The sequence below is a fragment of the Arthrobacter sp. GAS37 genome, assembly GCF_044908325.1.
Lineage (GTDB): Bacteria > Actinomycetota > Actinomycetes > Actinomycetales > Micrococcaceae > Arthrobacter > Arthrobacter ramosus.
Genome location: NZ_JBIYDB010000023.1, coordinates 1 through 21,197 on the forward strand (window position 1 = coordinate 1; position 21,197 = coordinate 21,197).

Genomic DNA, 21,197 nt, shown 5'->3' on the forward strand with positions numbered 1-21,197 from the left:
CTTCAAGAACCGCATCCTTGAAGCATTCACCGAGGGCATCAAGGACCGGCCGGAAACCACGTTCGGCAACGTCAAGGCAGACGTGCTCGCCCACTTCGTCCCCGGATTCCAGCGCGGCGACTTCGTGGAAGTCATCCAGGGTTCCGACTGGTCGGAATAAGTGCGGCGGCAGGCGCCCTGGAGGGCCTCCCCCAACTGGGGACGAGACACCAGGGCGTCTGCACGAACATTCATGGCCTCGCGTCTCCGTCCCCAGTACGAGCACGACCCCGATTCCCGACCTGACAGATCCATGGCAGGCCCTCGCGATCCTCTCCCCGCCATGTGGCGGCCGACGCCCGGCCAACATGTCCTCAACGTGCCATCAACACTTGCTATGAAAAGTCAGGGTCCTCTCGACCGGAGGACCAAGCAAGTAGCCCAAACCGAAATTTGACGCGTATAGGAGCATCGTCGTAGCCAAACAGGTGATGACGGGCAGGAGCTCTGCGACGGACCGTCAGCACCCAACAGCCGGCCACGGAGCTTGTGATCCGCCGGCACAAGGAAAGTCTTGGGACCATCCCCTTGATTCGCCGTTGGGACCCACAGGAGCGGGAACACAGCGAGCCGCTTCCTTTCCTTTTCCAGCATTCCCGCGGGCCGCTGCGCGGAGTGTTCAGCACCAGCCGGATCGCAAAACTCCTGCGCACAGCCTGCACCGCGGCCGCCGAAGACCGGCCCGAATTTGAAGGGCTTGCATTCACCCCGCACGACTTCAGACGGATCTTCGCGACCGACCTGGTCAACAACGGCCTTCCGATCCACATCGGAGCCGCCCTGTTGGGGCACGCGAACGTGCAGACCACCGAAGGGCTACGTTGCCGTGTTCGATGAAGACGTCGTCCGGCACTACCAGATGCACCTGGCCAACCGCAGGGCGATGCGTCCGGACCATGAATACGCCCGCGTCACCGATGCCGAGTGGCAAGAGTTCGAGGATCATTTTGATAAACGCAAAGTTGAACTGGGCGCCTGCGGCCGCCCTTACGGCACGCCCTGCGCGCACGAGCACGCCTGCGTTCGCTGCCCCATGCTCCATGTTGAACCCCGGATGATTCTTCGCTTGGACGAACTGGAAGCCGACCTGATCGCCAGAAGGGAACGAGCAGAGACGGAGCGGTGGAAAGGCGAGGTCGACGGGCTGGAACTTACCTTGGGACACCTGCGTGACAAACGTGACCGGGCCATCCGGCTGCAGAAGCAGACAACGGCCCCGTCCACTTCTGCACCCTGAACTCTGTTGTTGCGCGCGGCGGCAATATCAATCGCCTCCCCGCCGGACCCAGCCCTGGAGACTAGGGGACACCCCGGCGCCACCGAACCGTGGTGGTCCACGGCAAGGACCAAGCCGAGGGCGAGTGCCACAACGCCGAGTGCGGCGTAGGCCCATGGACTATAGGTCTCGACCATGGTCATAGAAGGAACCTCTACTTCTGGTGCCGGACCGGGTAGCCGAGCTCTTCGGCGGCTCCAACGACACCCTCAGGCCATTCGGCCAGAAATGTCCACGGCATGTTCTCCTTGGCGAGAAAGTTCACCCGTCCCCAGGAATAGAAGGGATGCGGACGGCCCGGATAAACCTCGCGGACGGCGGAACGCTCGAGCCGCCAAGGGCCGAGGTGGCGCGCCCACCAACGGGATCTGGGTCGAAACTCAAGCTGCGAGGGGCTCATGGTGAGTATGACCCGCGGTCCTTGGATCCTGAACCGCCCGGGGATCTCAAACCCACCTCTAAAAACGTATTCCAACGGTCCCTCTTCGGATTGTTGTCGGTATGTCCCAGAGGTACCACGGGCGGACAGTGCAACGTCATTCCCGCTGACGGACGCGGCTGGGTCTAGAAACTGCGCCGTGGTGGCGGCAGGAATCTTCCCCTGCCACCACTGACGTCTATTGGCCGGCAAGTAGCTGCCCGGCAAACCAGTTTTCAAACCGCTTGGTGTCTCGGGCGAGATGTTTGGAAATGACAAATTGCCCTGGCTGCAGCTCCCATCCGATAGTGCCGGCGAGGGGCAGCACCAAGAAACTAATTGTGGTGAACCGACGCCGATCTTTACGTCGGAGTAACGCCCTAACAAGAGCCATGACCCTGAATGGCAAAAAGTTCTCGGCTCGCGGATCCTTCCAGCCATGAACCTCATCTACCTGGCCCCGTGCCAGGCTTCGGCGTCCTTGAGTATGGGCGCGGAAGCGTCCCGAAGGTCGGGCCGGGACTGAAGCCCCAAAGTCAACGCGACTGGATGATGCACTCCGGTGAGAGAGCGCAGGGTGCCTCCCATGAGTTCAGACCACCATGGGATCCATTGTGCAGAAACCAACTCCCCGGGCGCACAGACGGCCGAGCTAATTGGCACGCGACTGCGTTGTGCGTCGTCAGCTCTGCGGTGATGTGGATTGTTCGACCGGCAAGTGAGGCGAAGGCAGGCCCGCCGAGCGTGAACCGTGAACCGCACTGATAGGGCGTTGGAGCGCGGTGTCGATCTGGGCGATCTTTCCTTGGCTCGTGTCAGGCTGACTTTCAGTCCTTCCCGGTGGCATTGGAGTTGACGACGGCAGCCGGCACAATCACGGAATCTCACCGGTACGGTTGTGGATCGGTCCTGTCCGCCGACCAAAGCAGGGTGCGGGTCGCACCTACTCCGACGCAACTTCACCACTCACTTTCAGTGCAATGCACACTCATTTCCAGTGCTTCGCACACTCATTTTCAGTGCAATTCCCACTCAATGATCATTTTTGGCCGTAGCGTCGGATGTGTTGTCAGGCTAGCGCTTCGGGGCGCTCTCCTCAGATTTGAAGGGCCGCTAGGCTCACGCTTCAAAGCCTGGGTGTCTGCGTTAGGAGTTCGGAAGTGTTCGAAGAGGAAGCCCGACGGGCGCTTGCCTACGTGGCCCGCGGCGTCAGTGTTCGGATCGTCGGCGGCCCTGGTAGTGGAAAATCAACGGTCTTGGAGTCGATCGCCGCTGGCCTCGAAAAGGCCGGAGTCACTGTCTACAGCCTCTTGGGTTCGCGGCTCCTGAATGAGACCCCGTTCGCAGGGATTGGCGCACTCGGACTGGACGGGCGCGGGCAGGAGAATGGGCCGCTAGGAGTCGCTGGCGTGCTCGCCGAACAGTTGGCACTGCGAGGCCCGCGGGCCATCGTTGTTGATGATATTGATGTGCTCGACAAGGAATCAGCCGCGGTCGTTGACATTGTCCAGACGCGGACTCAGCGGCCGCTGGTGGTGACGATGGACGATGCCCCACTGGACTCAGGGGCTTCCGTGTTCACGCCTGCCCGATGGCCGGAGGCAACGATACGACTCAGTCCTCTTGATTACGATCAGGTCAACAAACTCCTGGCCCAGACGCTCGGGTCGCCGCCGGACGTGGATTTGACCACCGCCGTGCTCATGAAATCCGGAGGCAACCCGCGACTAGTGGTCCGAATCGCCCAAAGCGCCGAGCTGAGCAAGCAGCTTATCCTCCGCGATGGACAGTGGACCATGTGCGGGAACACGCTCTGGAACGAATATCTCCAGAGCACCGTCCAGGCAATCCTTCATGGCCTCAGCGCCGATGAACGGACGGCTTTGCATACCCTGTCTGTGCTGGGTCCCCGGCCGCTGGGGTCCCTGAAGCCAGTAGTTGAGACAGATATCCTGGACAGGCTCGAAATGCGGGGGCTGGTTGCGCTCACCGAAGACAGCGGCGGAGCCATGTGGGTAGGAGTCAGTCCACACATTGTTGTCGACCATTTCCGTGACCCTCACGTGCGATCCTCCCGCAGGGTGCTGGCGGATCGGATTAGCCGGGAGATCGATTCCCCTGACCGGCCGGTAAAGACTTCCCCGCCTGAACTTCTGGCCGAACTGATCAGAGACCTGCGAAATGAAGCCGGCGCCGGTACGGCTGCGACGCAGCACTTCCAAGACCAGCTACGGGATCTGGAAGAGTCACAGTTCGACGTCTGGGACTCCGAAAAGACCATGTCCAACGCAGCAGCGTTCCTCAAGTTCTATTGGGGCGGCCCGATCGACCCCTCACGCATCGAACAAGTCTTCGGCGAAACTGAGACGGCCGGCGCTGATCCTGCCGACCATTTCTTCTTCGCCATGACCCGGGCGCTGTGGGCCATCGTCAGCGGCGGGCAATTAGCGGCCGCGACGGGCATACTCCAGGACATCGGCCAAGCTCACCCCGATTGGAAAGCAGAAGCCCAGGCGTTCGCGCTCTACCTCGAAGCGTCCTTCGACCGAATGCCCACAAACCTCGACGAAACCTTGGACGGGCTGGGCAGCCACCACCCCGAGAGCGGCGTTCTGCCGGTCATCCGGGGCATTCTGGAGCTCTACCGCTTCGATGCCCAGGCGGCCCTCCGGGCCCTTGACTCTGCGGACGGCTTCGAAATCGCCGCAAGCGTGGAACCCTTCGTCCGTGGACTCGCTCTCCATATTGCCGGCCACGGCGAGGAAGCACTGATCTTCTCCCTCAGCCAACGCGCTGCGGCGCGGCGCCGCCTTGATCAGTTCGGCTTCGTCGCGAGCAGCTACGTCGCGGTACTGGCCATGACGCAACAGGGACTCAGCAAGGAAGCTGACCGGGTGATGGCCAGTGTCTTCGCGCTCGGCCGGCCCGGCTTCCTGGTGAACTTCCTCCACGACGCCATGCTCAGAATCGCCGGCCTTCGCGTTTTGGCCAGCTCCGGTAAGAACGTCCCCTCGCTGGGGATTCAGGCACGCAAAGACGTCGCTGACATCGGCCCCCTGCCTGGAACCGGTAAAGCAGTCTATGAACTCGTTACCCGGAAATACGCCGATCCAGCCGACTTTGATCAAAACGCCGCGGACCTTCTGGAACAACAACTGGACCGCGGCTACATCACCGAAGCCGTGTATGCCTCATTGTTCATGTTGTCCCTCTATCCCGGATACAAGATCCTGGAGACCACCCAACGGCTACTGCAGGAAAACGGCGCGAACACCCATGCCCAGTTCCTCGCCATCGCCGGTGCCGTTCGTGACCGGGACCACCAACTACTGAAGATTCTCCTGGACCAATACGAAGCCGACTCCGACCTTCCCGCGATCACCAGGCTCCTGAAAAGCACATTAAGGCGCTTTCTCCACAAACGACACCATGGCTTGGCCAAGACCCTTCAGCGGATCACCTCAGTCTTCGAAGACCGCTTCCCGTCGCAAGGAGAACAACTGACCCTCGACACCGGAGGCCAACCCCAGGGCCTGACCGCCCGGGAAAGAGAAATCGCCATCCTGGCAGGCAGCCAACGCACCCCCGAAATCGCTGCCCTCCTGGGGATCAGCCCCCGGACCGTGGAAAACCACATCTCCAGGGCCCTTGGCAAGACCGGAACCACCACGCGCCAGTCCCTTTATGAGCACGCTCGAAACGCCCAAACAAATGACGGATGACTGAACCAGGGCGTAACGTCCTGCGATGGGGCCGGCGGAACCGGGCGCATCGCTGCTGATGCACCCCTTTCGGCCATGCCTTCTTCGATTTGATGAAAGTACTTAGACCACTTCCCACCCATCGGTGTCAAGAATTTTGCTCCCATTGAGTGGCCATTGCCCAAAATTGAGTATAGAAAGATCTCAAATTGAGTGGTTTATAAATAAGGACTGAGTAAGTGTCGAAACCTGACGCGCGGTCGATCGATTATGATTTCGAACCCTTAAATTAAAGTCTCCTGACCTGTTATTAAAAGGTCTTGACTAATACATCAGGCCTGCATACTTTCATCGTGAAGCCTCTGCTTCGCCGGGCGCCCTACCCGCCATCACTCGCAGGAGGACATTGTGAATGTGAAGTCAAAGACCTTGAAGAGGGTAGGTGCAGTCGGCGCCGCCACCATGTTGGGGGTCGCCGCTTTTGCGGTAGCGGCACCGGCGGCATCGGCCGCCTGGAGACTATGGCATTTGGGAGATCACGAATGCCTTCTACTTGCGAGGCTGCTAACCATCATCAAGACCATCAGCATTGACGGGCGTGGTCGGCGCCGCTCAGAGACGCCGGCCACGTAGTCGGCTGTAAAGCACCTGAATGGATTGGCAGAATGCATACTAAGATCCCTCGGAAACGTCATTTCACATCAGCCGAAACTTTGAGCATTGTTGGTCGGATGTGGCCAATAATGACAATTGTCCTGGTGTTGGGGATCCTCTTTGCCAGCCTGTATCTGCTTGGCCTCGGCGTCTACCCTCCGGTGGATTTCCTGGTTTATCGGTACGCCTCGGTGGCATCTTGGCCGGGGGAAGACGTTTATGCCCGCAACCTTTTTGGGGAACTTCTGCCCTCCGAGGGCCTGCCTTTCGTCTACACGCCGTTCTCAGCCGCGCTCTTATCCGTCACGAGCTTGCTTCCTGCCCAGACGTCCTTCGTGCTGTGGACCACCGGCTGCGTGGCAACCTTGGCGTTCATCATTGGTGTTTGCCTGCCGCGGTCCTTGCCCCGGCGACGGACGATATGGCTCACGCTTCTTCTTCTGGGCTGCTGTACCACGATCGTTGCGCAGCACTTGGTGTGGGGTCAGATCAATTTGTTCCTCGCCGGACTCTGTCTCGCGGATTTCGTTCGTCACACGAATGGACGGTGGTCCCGGTTCGTTCCGAAAGGGGTGTTGATCGGGATCGCGGCCGGTATCAAGCTGACCCCGGCCATCTTCATTCCATATCTCTTGATAACAAGACAATGGCGTATGGCGGTCTCGGCGGTTGCGGGTTTCGCCGGGACGGTCATTATCGGCGGGATCCTGTTTCCCACCATGTCGGTCACCTACTGGTTCTCAGACGTGTGGCAGCTCAGCTCAAAGGTTGATCTCGGCACCCAGTTTGCCAGCGCGGGTAACAACTCCATACAGGGGGCGGCCGCAGCGATCGGGCATTGGGCAGTCTCACCGTCCAAGGTGATCGTCATCGTTGTGGCCGTTCTCGGCCTGTTCGCGGGCGCGAAGATCTTCCGTGCGGGACAAATGCTGGCGGCAGTTCTGGCCGTTGGAATGACTGCCAGCCTTGTCTCACCTGTGAGTTGGTTGCACCACTGGGTATATCTGGTCCCGGCTCTCGTCGTGCTTTGGTTCCTGGGCCGGAAGCCCACTCGCGTATTCGTAGCTGCTGCCGCGCTCGTTCTGCTGATCCATGGAACGGATCTGGGCGAGCACATGCTGCAGAACGGCCCGACCCTGCTCGCACCCTTGGGCATACTCCTTCGGGAGTCTCTGCTGCTCATTTCAGTCTCAACGATTGGCTTGTTCCTCGCGTTAAGAAGCCGTCCATCGCCTCCCGCGGCAGCAATCCTTGACCATCGTCCTGTGGAAGGTATCCCCGCCAGGACCTGAGGACTTCCGTTCTCGCTCCCAGCCGCCCGCTGCTGACTGATTGCCCTGCGGCGCACCCGGGATCCGGCGGCACGCCGGATCTTTTCTGTGGACGGGCAGGCGCCGGCTGTCCACAGCCGCAGGCGGCTGGGCCTGAGTGACTGTGGTGTGGGTATCGGGTGCACAACGCATCCGGGCAGGGCGAAGAGCAGCCAGGGAACTGTCGCTGCGACCGTCAGGCCGGCAACCAGCGTTGGCGACTGCGTGACTTGAACGGCCTGCAGCGGCAGCGCAATCTTGAAGACACCATCCGCGAGGTTGGACAGCCCGGATGAGGTCCACAGATTCCTGTCCGGTTGTGCTCAGCGCGCGTAGGCGAGGTTGCGCATGAGTATGATGTCCTCGGTCTTGCCGGCACGCCGGGCGAGCGATACTGCCGGAGGGACTGTGGAGTTCGCCGGCGCCGCGGCCCGCCTCACGGCATGAACCGGTACCCGATCCCCACCTCGGTGATCAAGTGGCGCGGGTTCCCTGGCTCCGGTTCGAGTTTCCGCCGGAGCTGCGCCATGTACACGCGCAAGTAATTGGCTTCCTTGGCGTAGGCCGGGCCCCAGACCTCGCTGAGGAGCTGCTGCTGGGTGATCAGCTTCTCGGGATTGCGCACGAAGAGATCCAGGATCCTCCACTCCGTCGGTGTCAGCCGAACGTCCTCGCCGTCGCGCGTCACGCGTCTCATGGCAAGGTCCGCAGTGAACGATTCCGTGACCAGCACGGGCGCTTCTTCGCCCGGATCCGCGGTGCGCCGCAGGATCGCCCGGAGACGCGCCAGCAGCTCATCGAGCCCGAAGGGCTTGGTGATGTAGTCGTCTGCGCCGGCGTCCAGGGCTTCAACTTTGTCGTCGGAGCCGTGCCGTGCGGAGAGGACCAGGATGGGCACACTGCTCCATTCACGCAAGCGGGTGATGACCGTGGTTCCGTCGATGTCCGGCAGCCCGAGGTCGAGGATCAACGCGCCCACCGGATGTTGGGCGGCAGAGCGCAAGGCCGATTCGCCGTCGGCCGCGGTGGCTACGGTGTAACCGTGGGCTTGGAGCGTAATCCGGAGCGCCTTGACGATGTGGGGATCGTCGTCGACTACCAGGACGTTGCTCATCTCGCCTCCCCGGAGGTGCTATCTGAACTGCCCGACGGCGGCGTGTGGCGGCGCTCCAAAAGAACCGATTGCGCTTCCATGGGAGCTTGCGCCTCCTCGGGCGGGAACGCCACCCCTGTGGACAGCGGAAGCCGAATGGCCATGGTCAGGCCGCCACCCGGAGTCTCTTCCGCGGTGAGGGTGCCTCCCATCGCTTCCGTGAATCCCTTGGCAACGGCGAGCCCCAAGCCAACCCCGGTGGTGGAAGGGACGTCGTTGAGCCGCTGGAACGGCTGGAACATCCTGACCACGCTTTCAGCGGGGACTCCTTGGCCGTGGTCGATGATGCGCAGTTCTCCGGACGGCCTCCCGTCCAGGGTGGACGAACTGAAGCCACCCGCGGCTCCCACCAGCACAATATCGGAATCCGGAGCGTACTTGATGGCGTTCTCCACGATGTTTGCAATGACGCGTTCCAGCATCCCGGCGTCGGCGTCGATCTCCGGCATGTTTCCGGGCAGGTCGACGCGCACCCGGCCCGGCGGTATGCCATGGAGGGCGGTCGGGATCACTTCGTACCAGCGCACCGGGCGAATGAGTGCGTTCACCGAGTCCGAGGTAATGCGGGACATGTCCAGGAGGTTCCCCACGAGGACGTCGAGCCTGTCCGAGCATTCTTCAATGGTTGCCAGCAGTTCCTGTTCTTCCTCGTGCGTGTAGTGAACGTTGCTTTGCCGCAAGCCACCCACAGCCAATTTGATCCCGGCCAGGGGAGTCCGCAGGTCATGGGAGACGGCCCGCAGGATGGAAGTGCGCATGGTGTTGCTCTCGGCCAAACGCATGACCTCCCGTCGGCTGGCTGCCAGTTGTCGCCGCTCGAGCTGGGCGGAAAGGTGCGCGCCGAAGGCGCTGAGCAACCGGCGGTCGCTGGCTGGCAGGATGCGGCCGGATAGGACCAGCCGGGTTCCGGCGTCGATTTGTTCGGTGTTTTCGCCGCCGTCGGGAGGGACGGGCGCGGCCTCTCCGGCCTTAGCGACGAGGCGCCAGCCGCCGGCCGCCGCGCCGGTGGAACCCGCGGCTCTGTAAAGTGCCGCCCCGCGCATCTGGAATACGTCCAGCGCCTGCTTCAAGAGTCCCTCGACGGTGTCCTCGGCGCTTGATGCCCCACGCGTGAGATCGCCAAGGGTGGTGGCCTCGGCACGGGCACGGGCGGCTTCCTTGGAGCGTCTAGCCGAAACGTCCACCACGGCAGCCACAGCTGCTGAAACGCCCACGAAAACCAGCAACGCAAGGATGTTCTCGGGGTCGCTGATGGTCAGGGTGCCTACGGGCGGTATGGAGAAGAAATTCACCAACAGGCTGCTCCACAGGGCACCGAGGAGGGCGGGCCACAACCCGCCGACCAGTGCAACCGCAACCGAGCCCGTGAGCTGGAGGAGCACCGCCGTCGCAATGCTGTGCGAAGGGCTCGCGGCCAGCAGGAGCTGCAAAAGAACCGGAAGGACCACCGCCATTGCAAACCCGACGATCACCCTGGTGCGGCCAAGGTCCCGTTGCCGCGGACGGTCGACGCCCCGGCCACCCAAGGGATGCGAAACCATGTGCACGTCAATGTCGCCGGAGTCACGCACCACCCGGTTGCCGATCCCGCGGCCGGTCAGCCGGGAGACGAGGCTCCGGCGTCGGGAAATCCCGACGACGATCTGTGTCGCGTTCACGCTGCGGGCGAAGTCCAGCAAGGCCTTCGCCGGGTCCTCCCCCGCCACCGTGTGGTAACTGCCGCCCAAATCCCGGACCAAAAGGCGCTGGGATTCCAACGCCTGCGGAGATTCGGAGGCCACGCCATCGGCGGCGCGGACGTGCACCGCGAGCAGGTCGCCGCCGTTGACGCGTTTGAGGATCCGGGCGGCGCGGCGGACGAGGACTTCTCCTTCGGGGCCGCCGGTGAGGCCGACGACTATGCGTTCGCGGGCGGGCCAGCTCGCCTCGATCCCCTGTTCCGAACGGTACTTCGCGAGGCCTTCGTCCACCCGGTCAGCCAGCCAGAGCAGTGCCAGTTCCCGCAGCGCCGTGAGGTTGCCCATCCGGAAATAGTTGGACAGTGCGGCGTCGATCTTGTCCGCCGAATAGATCTTGCCGTCGCCCAGCCGCTGCCGCAGCAGCTCCGGTGAGATGTCCACAAGGTGGATTTGATCGGCCCGCCGCACCACGTCGTCGGGCACTGTCTCCGCCTGCCGGACATCCGTGATGGCGCTGACGACGTCGCCAAGGGAAGCCAGGTGCTGCACGTTGACGGTGGAGAGGACGTTGATGCCGGCGTCGAGCAGTTCCTCGACGTCTTGCCAGCGCTTGGCGTTGCGGCTTCCGGGGATATTCGAGTGGGCGTATTCATCGACGACGGCGGTGCGCGGCTTGCGTGCCAGGACCGCGTCGACGTCCATCTCTTCAAAGCTGGTGTCCCGATACGCGATGGTGTGCGGTGGAATGACTTCCAAGCCGTCCAACAAGGCACGGGTGTCGCTGCGCCCGTGGTCCATGGCGAAAGCCACCACCACGTCTTCACCACGCCCGCGCAGCCGGTGGGCCTCTGCAAGCATGGCGTAGGTCTTACCTACTCCCGGGGCTGCCCCGAGGAAAATGCGCAGCGTTGCCCGTGCCATGTGGTCATTCTTTCACTTGTTGAACGCGGCGGTTGCCCGCGGGTCCGGCAACGCTCACTTAGCCGGCGCCGCTGCGGCTACGTCCAGGTTCAACTCCGTGACGTTGACGGACGGCTGCCCCAGGAAGGCCTCGAGTCCCGTGACTGTGCGCCGGTCCACCATGGCTTGCACCGCCTCGGGACTCAGCCCGTGAGCCTTGGCCACCCTGGGCACCTGGAGCCGGGCGTAGGCCACCGAGATCTGCGGGTCCAGCCCGGAACCGCTCGCCGTCACGGCGTCCGCTGGGACGTCGGACTCCGTGACCCCCTCCGCGGCGGCGATGGCCGCACGGTTGGCTTTGACGGCGTCGAGCAGCTTGGGATCGTTGGGTCCCAGGTTGCTGGCGGTGGAACCCGCCGGGTCCCACTTGGCCGCCGAGGGGCGGGCATGGAACCACAGGGGGCTCTGGATGCCGGCATCGTTGGCAGAGACCTGAGCAATCAGGGCAGAAGCGGCGGGCTTTCCGGCCGTGTCTCTCACGATGGAGCCGTTGGCCTGGAACGGCGCAACGGCCTGGCCGATACCGAAAATCGCCAACGGATAGATCAATCCAAGGACCACGGTAGCGAGGAGCAGGAACCGCAGGGCCGTTCCTGCCTGCCGAAGATAGCCGGGAAGGGTGTTCATGGTGGGCTCCTAGCCGATTCCGGGGATGAAGGAAATGATCAGGTCGATGAGTTTGATCCCGATGAAAGGCGCTATGAGACCGCCCAGGCCGTAGATCGCCAGGTTCCTGGCCAGCGCCTGGTTTGCCGAGACTGCACGGTATTTGACGCCGCGCAAGGCCAGCGGAACCAGTGCGATGATGATCAGGGCGTTGAAGATCACCGCGGACAGGATGGCCGAGGACGGCGAGGACAAGCCCATGATGTTCAAGAGGCCGAGCCCCGGAAACGCGGCCGTGAACAGCGCCGGAACGATCGCGAAGTACTTCGCGACGTCGTTCGCCACCGAGAACGTGGTCAGGGCGCCGCGGGTGATGAGCAGCTGTTTGCCGATGCCCACGATGTTGATGAGCTTGGTGGGATCAGAGTCCAGGTCCACCATGTTGGCGGCTTCCTTGGCCGCCGGCGTACCGGAGTTCATGGCGACGCCGACATCCGCCGCTGCCAGGGCCGGGGCATCGTTGGTGCCGTCGCCGGTCATGGCCACCAGCCGCCCTTCGGCCTGTTCTTCCTTGATGACGGCCATCTTGTCTTCCGGGGTGGCTTCGGCAACGAAGTGATCCACCCCGGCTTCGGCGGCAATCGCCTTGGCCGTGATGGGGTTGTCCCCCGTGATCATCACAGTCCGGATGCCCATCCGGCGCAGCTCGGCGAAGCGGGCGTGCATGCCCGGCTTGACCACATCGGCAAGGTGGATAGTGCCCAGAACCCGGGCTCCGCCGTCGTGCCCGACGCCGGCCACCAACAGCGGGGTGCCGCCCTGGGCCGAGATCTCCTGCACCTTCAAGTCCACCTCGGCAGGCGTGTGGCCGCCGGCATCCGCGACGAACTTGGCGACCGCGGCTGCGGCCCCCTTGCGGATCTTAGTCCCGTCGAGGTCCAGGCCGCTCATGCGGGTGCTGGCGCTGAACTCGACAACTGCGAAGTCTTCCGAGCCCTTCAGGAGAGCAGCCAGGTCTGGGCCGCCGACACCCTTTTCTGCGGCGAGATCCACGATCGAGCGTCCTTCCGGGGTCTCGTCGGCCAAGCTGGAGAGCCGGGCCGCTTCGATGAGTTCCGTGCGGTCGACGCCGTTGGCGGGGAAGAAGTTGACCGCGCGCCGATTGCCGTAGGTGATGGTGCCGGTCTTGTCGAGCAGCAGCGTGGTGATGTCTCCTGCGGTTTCGACGGCGCGGCCGGAAGTGGCCAGGACATTGTGTTGCACCAGGCGGTCCATGCCTGCGATGCCGATGGCCGGCACGAGCGCCCCGATCGTCGTGGGGATCAGGCAGACCAGGAGCGCCACGAGGACAATCGGCGACGGGGTTGCGCCCGCCAGGGAAGCGAACGGGGCCAGGCTCATGGTGACTGCCAGGAACACGATGGTCAGGGAGACCAGGAGGACGTGGAGTGCGATTTCGTTGGGCGTCTTTTGCCGGACGGCGCCTTCCACGAGCTTGATCATCCGGTCGATGAACGTCTCGCCTGCCTCGGCCGTGATCCGGACGGCGATCCGGTCCGAGAGCACCTTGGTTCCTCCGGTCACCGAGGAACGGTCGCCGCCGGATTCGCGGATGACGGGCGCCGATTCACCGGTGATGGTGGATTCGTCCACGCTCGCCAGGCCCTCGATGATTTCGCCGTCGGAGGGGATAACGTCCCCGGCTTCGCAGATGACGACGTCGTTCTTCCGCAGTTCCGTTCCCGGTACCTCTTTGAGGGTGCCGTCCTCCAGCCGAAGCCTGGCAACAACGCCTTTCCGGCTGGCCCGGAGGCTGTCTGCCTGGGCCTTGCCCCGTCCCTCGGCGATGGCCTCCGACAAGGTACCGAAGAGCACCGTCAGCCAAAGCCAGACGGTCACCGAGATGCCGAACACGGCCGGCTTGAAGATACAGATGGCCGTGCAAAGAGCCGCGCCGACCAGCACGGTGAACATCACCGGAGAATGAATCATCTGGCGCGGCGCGAGCTTCCGCACCGCAACCGGCAAGGCAGACCGGAGGCTGGCAAGGTCCAGCTTGGCCGGCGCCTTGGTGTGGTGCTTGTGCTCCCCCGGTGTACCCAGGGGATTGCCGTCGGCGTATGTCTGGGCGGCGGTGTCCGAGGCTAATGCCGTGTTGGACCGGGTCATTTGAGGAGTCCTTCTGCGAGGGGGCCCAGGGAAAGGGCCGGGAAGTAGCTCAACGCGGTCATGATCACCGTGACGCCGAGCAAGAGAGAACCGAAGAGCCAACCGTGGGTCGGAACCGTCCCAGATGACGCCGGGATCTTGGGTTGTTTGGCCAGGGAACCCGCCAAGGCAAGCACCAGCACGATGGGCAGATAGCGGCCCAGCAGCATGGCGAGGCTCATCATCACCGACAGATACGGTCCGGAGGTGGTGATCCCGCCGAACGCCGAGCCGTTGTTGTTCGCGCCGGAGGTGAAGGCATAGAGCACTTCACTGAACTGGTGCGGTCCGGAGGCAGGTGCATTGGCCACGGCGTCCGGAAGAAGGACGGTGACCCCGGCCAGGGCCAGAACCACGGTAGGTGTCACGAGGATATACATGGCCGCGAGCTTCATTTCGCGGGGTCCGATCTTCTTGCCCAGGAATTCCGGGGTGCGGCCCACCATCAGCCCGGCAATGAACACAGAGACGATCGCAAGGATGAGCAGGCCGTAAAGCCCGGATCCCGTGCCGCCGGGGGCCACTTCGCCGAGCATCATGTTCACCATGGCGACACCGCCGGCCAGGGGCGGCAGGGAATCGTGGGCGACGTTGACCGCACCGGTAGACGTCAAGGTGGTGGCCGTGGCAAAGATTGAACTCTGGGCCGCGCCGAAGCGCTGCTCGAAGCCTTCCCCCAAACCTCCGGCAGCAGCGGTCGCCGTCCCCTGTGCGCCGGCAACGGCCCAGCCCATCAGGGCCGTGGAGCCCAACCAGAGCGTGCCCATGACCCCGGCTACCGTGTAGCCCTGCCGCTGGTCCCCCACCATGCGCCCATAGGCGTACGGCAAAGCAAAGGGGATGAGCAGGATCAGGAAGACTTCGAACATGCTGATGAAGACGTTCGGGTTCTCGAACGGGTGCGCCGAGTTGGCATTGAAATAGCCGCCGCCGTTGGTTCCCAGGATCTTGATGGCTTCCTGGGAGGCCACCGGGCCACCGGGGATCGTCTGGGTCACGCCCGTCGCCTGGTTGACGACGTCGGTGGACCAGAAATTCTGCACCACACCGCCGATCACCATCACGATGGCCGCGAGGACAGCCATCGGGAGCAGCACGCGGAAGGAGGTGCGGGCCAGATCGACCCAGAAGTTCCCTAGCTTGTCCGTCCGGGTTCTGGCGATGCCGCGGATCAGGGCGACCACCACCACGATTCCAACCGCGGCTGACAGGAAGTTCTGCACGGCAAGCAGACACATCTGCGCGAAGATGCCCATGGTGGTCTCAGGGGTGTACACCTGCCAGTTGGTGTTCGTCGCGAAGGAAATGGCCGTGTTCATGGCCGTCCACGGATCTACGCCAGGCAATGAATTGCTTCCGGGCAGCACGCCTTGGAGCCGCTGGAGCAGGAACACCACCAGGATGGACACGGCGGAGAAGACCAGCACGCTGCGCAGGTAGATGGACCATCTCTGCTCGGTGTTTGGGTCCACCCCGGATAGCCGGTAGAACAACCGCTCCACACGGGTCGATTTCTTGCCCTCAAACACGCGGGCAAGGTAGACGCCCAACGGCTTGTGCACCAAGATCAGCAACAAAAGCAGAACGGCCACCTGGGTGACGAAGGAGGCAATACTGAAAACCATCCGTCATCACCACTTTTCCGGGTGGATCAACACGGCCAACAGGTAGCCGAACAGACACAGCCCTGCGATGAACAGGACCAACCACATCACGGCGTCCGCGCTCACTGCCCGTTCACCGGCCCATCGCCGTCGACAATTTTGCCCAGAAGGTGGGCAATCCACATCACGATCCCCATGGACACCACAAAGATCCCCACAACAGCCACGTCGGCCACTGGAACGTCCTTTCATCCGCGCCCCGTTTGCGGGGCTGCTGCCAGTCAACTCCTTGGCAGGCGGCGAAAATCGGTTCCTGATGGTTCCTTAACACCCCAAGGCCGAATCTTGACGGCTTCTTAACGGGTGGGGGGTGGATTCCGGGAAGTCGACGTTAAGGATTCATCAAGATCGGATTCAACCAGCGAAAACATCTGTAGTCGGTGCTATGTTCAGCAATGATCGCGGTGCCTGCGCGTCGCGCGGAAAGGACACCATGACTACCTTGAGCAGGCCCCCGGCTGATCCTTCGGCGCCACGGCCCGGCGGTATGGCCTCCTTGCGGACATGGCTGTTGTTCGGACTGCAGGACTCCAAAGGATCGCACCAAGGCCCCGGCGCGGTGGGCGATCCCCATCTGAAGAAGCATTCGTGGTGGCAGGTCATGTGCCTCACCGGCGTCGACTATTTCTCCACCCTCGGCTACCAGCCGGCCATCGCAGCCTTGGCTGCGGGAGTGATCTCCCCCTTGGCCACCATCGTCCTGGTGGCCGTCACGCTGCTGGGCGCCCTGCCCGTGTACCACCGCGTCGCCGGGGAAAGCCACCGCGGCGAGGGATCCATTGCCATGCTTGAGCGCCTCTTGCCACGCTGGGGAGGGAAGATCCTCGTCCTCGTTCTCCTCGGGTTCGCCGCAACGGACTTCATGATCACCATGACCCTCTCGGCCGCGGATGCCACGGCCCACGCGATCCAGAATCCGCTCGCCCCGGGCTGGCTGCAGGGACAGAACATCCTGGTTACTTTGTTCCTGCTCGCCCTGCTGGCCGCCGTATTCCTGCGTGGATTCAAGGAAGCCATCGGCGTGGCCGTGGTCCTCGTCATCGTCTATCTGAGCCTCAACGTCGTGGTCGTCTTCTCAACCTTTGTCGAGGTGTTCGCCCATCCGGTCGCAGTAGGCGACTGGTGGCATGCCCTGTCGACGTCGCACGGAAACCCGCTCATGGTGGTCGGCATCGCCCTGCTCGTTTTTCCCAAACTCGCCCTGGGCCTGTCCGGATTCGAGACCGGAGTCGCAGTGATGCCCCAGATCCGCGGACGCGCTTCGGACACCGAGGAAAACCCTGCCGGACGGATCAAGGGAACCCGCCGCCTCCTGACCACGGCAGCAGTCATCATGAGTTCATTCCTGATCGCTACCAGTTTCACCACCGTGGTGCTAATTCCGGAGAAGGAATTCCAGCCCGGCGGCCAGGCCGATGGACGCGCCCTGGCATTCCTGGCGCACCAATATCTCGGCGTGGGGTTCGGCACTGTCTACGACCTCAGCACCATCGCCATTCTGTGGTTCGCAGGCGCCTCCGCCATGGCCGGGCTGCTGAACCTGGTCCCGCGGTACCTGCCGCGATATGGAATGGCACCGGGATGGGCCCGGGCGGTACGCCCACTGGTGTTGGTGTTCACCCTCATCGGGTTCCTGATCACGTTCCTTTTCAATGCCGACGTCGACGCCCAGGGTGGCGCGTACGCGACCGGCGTGTTGGTGCTGATGACATCGGCAGCCGTGGCGGTGACCCTCTCCGCGCGCCGCTTGAGGCAGCGCAAGCGCACGGTCGGATTCGGCATCATCGCCATAGTGTTTATTTACACCACCATTGCCAACATCTTCGAACGTCCGGAAGGCATCCGGATCGCCGCGATCTTTATCGTGGGGATCATTGTAATCTCCCTGCTTTCCAGGATCCGGCGCTCCTTTGAACTGCACGCCACCCACGTCCATCTGGACCGCCAGGCACTGGAATTCATGTCCACCAACCTGAGCGGCCCGATCGCGCTCATCGCCCACGAACCTCTCCGCCTCACCGCGGAGGCCTACCGGGACAAACTCACCTCAGCCATCGAGGTCAGCCACATTCCGGTGGATTACCAGGCGCTCTTCCTGGAAGTGATCGTGGACGATTCCTCCGACTTCGAAACGGCACTCGAAGTCCGTGGCGTGGTTCGGCACGGACACCAGATCCTCGAAGTCCACGGCCCCGTGGTCCCCAACACCATCGCCTCAGTGCTGCTGCACATCCGCGACGTGACCGGCCTCATGCCGCACATCTACTTCCGCTGGACCGAAGGCAACCCGGTCATCAATCTCCTTCGCTTCCTGTTCCTCGGCGAAGGAGAGATCGCCCCGGTCACCAGGGAAGTCCTGCGTGAAGCCGAACCCGACGTCAGCCGGCGCCCGTGGGTCCACGTTGGCTAACCACGGCGGCGAGGTGACCTCACGGCGGTGTTGTCAGGGCCGCTCGGGCACCTCGCCGTTCGCTACCGCCTCGATCCAGTCGACTGCCTCGTCCGAGAGGTAGAGCCCCGAAGGCCCACTCTCACCAACCCACCACGCATCGGAAGTAATGACGCCTCCAACTTGGGTGATCTCGGCGACCACATCGGAGGACACCGCGTCGCCGTTGTTCTCTATCAGCCATTTTTGGGTGGACGGCTTCAGCTTCGGCCACCAGTGCTCGATACTCATGGTCGAAGTCTGACATGCCTGCCCCTATTTGCTCGAGCCTTGCCCGTTAAGAGAGTGCTAAATCTGTGACTGCCGGCATATGGAACCCATTAAGATCCGGGAGGACGCCTCGTTTGGTGATGTGATGAAAGGGAGGAATTCACGGCCAACGGGGCCGTGGACGGGTCCTCCGCAGGAGATGAATTCACCATGAAGCCGATTGCCCTGATCAAGGGAACGGCATCCAATGCCACGGTCCCGGGCACGCGTCCAAAAGATTACGTTGTAGTCGATGACATCGGAGAGTTCATCTACTACCCGTCCGAGCCGGCGATGCTGGAAGACCTTGAGTACGTGGACGAAGCAGCCTGCGTCCTTGACCGGGAAGGCAACGACTGCCGGCTCACCCTGGATAAAGACAGGAACCTCTGTCTTGGCCCCTCGTTCGGTCCGGTGGAATTCAGCTGGCTGCGCCAGGCATGGATGAACGACCGGCACCGGAATCTGCCGGCGCATCGTTTGCAGCGCTTCTTCCCGGCAACCCGCGAGGCCCTCGTGGCCGAACTGTTTGAAACCCTTACCCTCGAACGCGCCCGGAATGCCAACGGGACACCCTGGGTGCTGCGTGTAGGTGGAGAGGAAACGCACCCGGCGACGCTGAGGGACGTCGATGGGCTCCTAGCGGGGCTGGATCACCTTGAACAGGCCACGGTGCGGGACCCTTTCGGCCATGAATACCGGCCAGTCCGCCACCAGACCCACCGGCACCTCGCCCCGGGCGCGGGATCGATCTACTATGTCGAGATCAGCCCCCACGGACGAGAGCTCCAGCACTCGGGCGCGTAACGCTGAGGCCCCACTCGCGATAATGGCCGGCGCCACTTTGAGGGCTTCGACGCTACAGCCGCTGCGGGTCAATTCCGCCATCGCCTGACGCAGAACCCGCGGTGCCTTGTCTGTACGTCAAGGAGTCCTCGCCGAAAGTGTCCAGCTGTTAAGAGAGTGCTAAATCTCAGCCCTGCCGCATATGGAAACCATAAAGACCGCCGGTGGCGGGTCCTTTCGGTGATCTGATCGAGGGAAGAATTCATGGCCACCCGGGCTGTGGACTGGTCCTCCGCAGGAGCTGACGTAATCATGAAGCGCATTGGCTTTACCAACGGAACGGCACCCGACACTACGGTTCCGGGCACGCGTCCAAACGACTATGTGGTGGTCGATGAGGGCGGTGACTTCTCGTACTATCCGTCCGAGGCCGCCATGCTCAAAGACTTGGAATACGTTGACGAAGCAGCATGCATTCTTGACCGAGCCGGAAACAACTACCGCCTGACCATGGATAAGGATAGGCACCTGCGTCTAGGCCCCTCATTGGGAACGGTGGAATTCAACTGGCTCCGCCAAGCATGGACGAACAACCAGCATAGGAACATGCAGACCCATCCCCTGCAGCGGTTCTACCCGACAACGCTGGAAGCCCTCCTTGCTGGACTATTTGAAATGCTCTACCTCGAACATGCCGGCAGGACCACGGACGCACCGTGGGTCTTGGAGGTGGACGGCGAAGTAACCCACCCGGCGACGCTCCAGGAAGTCAATAACCTCCTCACCCGCGTGGATCACCTCGAACGAGTCACGGTGCATGACCCCTTCGGCCACGACTACCAGCCAATCCGACACGCAGGGCACCGCTTCTTCTTTCCTGCCGCGGGGTCTGTCTACTACGTCGAGGTTCCTGGAAGATTCAAGCGGAGCGGCACACACCACTGACCCCCTCGCAACGTCCACGCCGATCCAGTGCGCCTACGCCAGCGGCGCCGTGGATTCGCGGACTACGAGGTGCGTAGCGAGTTCCACCCGCCGAGAGTCCACCGCGTCACCCCGCATTTGGCGCAGGACAAATCGCAGGGCGGCGCGGCCCATTTCCTGCAGCGGCTGGGATACGGACGTCAGTGGCGGGACCGATTCCTCCGCTTGGTAGGTCCCGTCGAATCCCACCACGCTGATGTCCTCCGGGATGCGGATCTTTTGCCGACGCGCCTCGGCGAGCACGCCCAAGGCGATACTGTCGCTTGCGGCGAAGATTGCCGTTGGGCGCTCTTCGAGTTGAAGCAGGGTTTTCATTCCCGCCACACCGTTGTCGGAGCGGAAGGGTCCCGACAGGATGTAGCGCTCCTCGACGGGCACCCCTTTCGCCATCAGCGCGGCCATGTAGCCGTGCAGCCGGGCCTGGTTGCACTCGGCCGCTTCCGGCCCACCCAGGTAGGCAATCCTGCGGTGCCCTAGATCCAGCAGGTGGGCCGTGGCGGCCTTGCCCCCGGCCCAATTGCTGGCGCCGACGCTGACCACGTCACCCGGCGGGGGGTTGAGCGGGTCGATGACAACGATAGGTATCTGCCGCCGTCGAAATGGATCCAACTGGGCCGAACTGAACGCCGAGGTCACCACGATCATGCCACTGCGGCCTTCGTCGACGATTCGCTGCGCCCTCTGCTCGGGGCTCAGCGTCGACGCCGATTGCTGGCCGGTGATGTTGAGCAGTACTTCGACGTCGGAGGCGGCCGCGTGCTCCAGCACGCCATTGAGCACTTCCACCCCATACGCCGAGTTCAAGGTGTCGAGCACAACCTCCACCACGGGCCGGCGGTCGGCGACGTTCTTTCGCTGAAGCGGGGACTTATATCCCGTCCGCTCCAGCGCGGTCAGAACTTTGGCACGCGTGCCGGCGGCAACGTCCTCGCGCCCATTGACGACCTTCGAGACTGTCGGCATCGAGACTCCCGCCTCCCGGGCAATGGCAGCCAATGTCACCTTGGCGGGACGTTCATTGCTAGCCATGGATCCTCAACTCTTTCGAAATATTTCGTTGT

General features: G+C 62.8%; 16 protein-coding genes. 7 read left to right on the forward strand and 9 right to left on the reverse strand.

Going from position 1 to position 21,197, the window contains the following annotated elements; genetic code table 11:
* Positions 1-528 precede the first annotated feature (528 nt).
* Positions 529-876 (forward strand): tyrosine-type recombinase/integrase, encoded by a 348-nt coding sequence (locus ABH924_RS16810; protein ID WP_404500582.1) that lies wholly within the window; start codon positions 529-531, stop codon positions 874-876.
* On the forward strand, positions 866-1,276 hold the full coding sequence (locus tag ABH924_RS16815; RefSeq protein ID WP_404500584.1) for a hypothetical protein: 411 nt from the start codon (positions 866-868) through the stop codon (positions 1,274-1,276). The genes ABH924_RS16810 and ABH924_RS16815 overlap by 11 nt, the downstream gene beginning before the upstream one ends.
* 193 nt (positions 1,277-1,469) lie before the next feature.
* Here the strand turns inward: ABH924_RS16815 and ABH924_RS16820 are convergent, their stop codons facing one another.
* The gene (locus ABH924_RS16820) at positions 1,470-1,715 is read right to left on the reverse strand and encodes a hypothetical protein (RefSeq protein WP_404500586.1); all 246 of its coding nucleotides are present in this window, start codon (positions 1,713-1,715) and stop codon (positions 1,470-1,472) included.
* Between the two features lie 1,178 nt (positions 1,716-2,893).
* On the opposite strand from ABH924_RS16820, the gene ABH924_RS16825 reads away from it, so the two are divergent.
* Together ABH924_RS16825 and ABH924_RS16830 are read left to right on the forward strand one after the other, a co-directional pair.
* Positions 2,894-5,455, forward strand: coding sequence for a LuxR C-terminal-related transcriptional regulator (locus ABH924_RS16825; protein WP_404500588.1), 2,562 nt, complete (start codon positions 2,894-2,896; stop codon positions 5,453-5,455).
* A gap of 722 nt (positions 5,456-6,177) precedes the next feature.
* Positions 6,178-7,380, forward strand: coding sequence for a glycosyltransferase 87 family protein (locus ABH924_RS16830; RefSeq protein WP_404500590.1), 1,203 nt, complete (start codon positions 6,178-6,180; stop codon positions 7,378-7,380).
* 454 nt (positions 7,381-7,834) lie between these two features.
* On the opposite strand, the gene ABH924_RS16835 is transcribed toward ABH924_RS16830, so the two are convergent.
* Genes ABH924_RS16835 through ABH924_RS16860 form a run of 6 tightly spaced genes read right to left on the reverse strand, consistent with a single transcriptional unit; the run spans position 7,835 to position 15,716 of the window.
* Positions 7,835-8,512, reverse strand: coding sequence for a response regulator (locus ABH924_RS16835; protein ID WP_404500592.1), 678 nt, complete (start codon positions 8,510-8,512; stop codon positions 7,835-7,837).
* Entirely contained in the window at positions 8,509-11,151 is a 2,643-nt protein-coding gene (locus ABH924_RS16840; RefSeq protein WP_404500594.1) for an ATP-binding protein, read from the reverse strand. Before ABH924_RS16840 ends, ABH924_RS16835 begins: the two co-directional genes overlap by 4 nt.
* A 54-nt stretch (positions 11,152-11,205) precedes the next feature.
* Positions 11,206-11,817, reverse strand: coding sequence for a K(+)-transporting ATPase subunit C (kdpC, locus tag ABH924_RS16845; protein WP_404500596.1), 612 nt, complete (start codon positions 11,815-11,817; stop codon positions 11,206-11,208).
* Between the two features lie 9 nt (positions 11,818-11,826).
* Positions 11,827-13,965: a potassium-transporting ATPase subunit KdpB gene (kdpB, locus tag ABH924_RS16850; RefSeq protein ID WP_404500598.1), complete on the reverse strand. Its 2,139-nt coding sequence runs from the start codon at positions 13,963-13,965 to the stop codon at positions 11,827-11,829.
* Positions 13,962-15,629 (reverse strand): potassium-transporting ATPase subunit KdpA, encoded by a 1,668-nt coding sequence (gene kdpA / locus ABH924_RS16855; protein WP_404500600.1) that lies wholly within the window; start codon positions 15,627-15,629, stop codon positions 13,962-13,964. Before kdpA ends, kdpB begins: the two co-directional genes overlap by 4 nt.
* A 6-nt stretch (positions 15,630-15,635) precedes the next feature.
* Entirely contained in the window at positions 15,636-15,716 is an 81-nt protein-coding gene (locus ABH924_RS16860) for a potassium-transporting ATPase subunit F (RefSeq protein WP_231497388.1), read from the reverse strand.
* Positions 15,717-16,101: 385 nt separating this feature from the next.
* Here ABH924_RS16860 and ABH924_RS16865 point away from each other — a divergent pair, with 385 nt between their 5' ends.
* Positions 16,102-18,078 carry an amino acid transporter gene (locus ABH924_RS16865; RefSeq protein ID WP_404500602.1) on the forward strand — a complete coding sequence of 659 codons (1,977 nt, stop codon included), beginning with the start codon at positions 16,102-16,104 and terminating at the stop codon, positions 18,076-18,078.
* A gap of 33 nt (positions 18,079-18,111) precedes the next feature.
* Here ABH924_RS16865 and ABH924_RS16870 read toward each other — a convergent pair whose 3' ends face one another.
* A complete protein-coding gene (locus ABH924_RS16870) occupies positions 18,112-18,348 on the reverse strand; it encodes a hypothetical protein (protein ID WP_404500604.1) in 237 nt (78 codons plus the stop codon).
* A 189-nt stretch (positions 18,349-18,537) separates the two neighbouring features.
* On the opposite strand from ABH924_RS16870, the gene ABH924_RS16875 reads away from it, so the two are divergent.
* Positions 18,538-19,173 (forward strand): hypothetical protein, encoded by a 636-nt coding sequence (locus ABH924_RS16875; protein ID WP_404500606.1) that lies wholly within the window; start codon positions 18,538-18,540, stop codon positions 19,171-19,173.
* A gap of 243 nt (positions 19,174-19,416) precedes the next feature.
* Positions 19,417-20,097 (forward strand): hypothetical protein, encoded by a 681-nt coding sequence (locus ABH924_RS16880; protein WP_404500608.1) that lies wholly within the window; start codon positions 19,417-19,419, stop codon positions 20,095-20,097.
* Positions 20,098-20,130: 33 nt separating this feature from the next.
* Here the strand turns inward: ABH924_RS16880 and ABH924_RS16885 are convergent, their stop codons facing one another.
* Positions 20,131-21,165, reverse strand: coding sequence for a LacI family DNA-binding transcriptional regulator (locus tag ABH924_RS16885; protein WP_404500610.1), 1,035 nt, complete (start codon positions 21,163-21,165; stop codon positions 20,131-20,133).
* Positions 21,166-21,197: the final 32 nt, after the last annotated feature.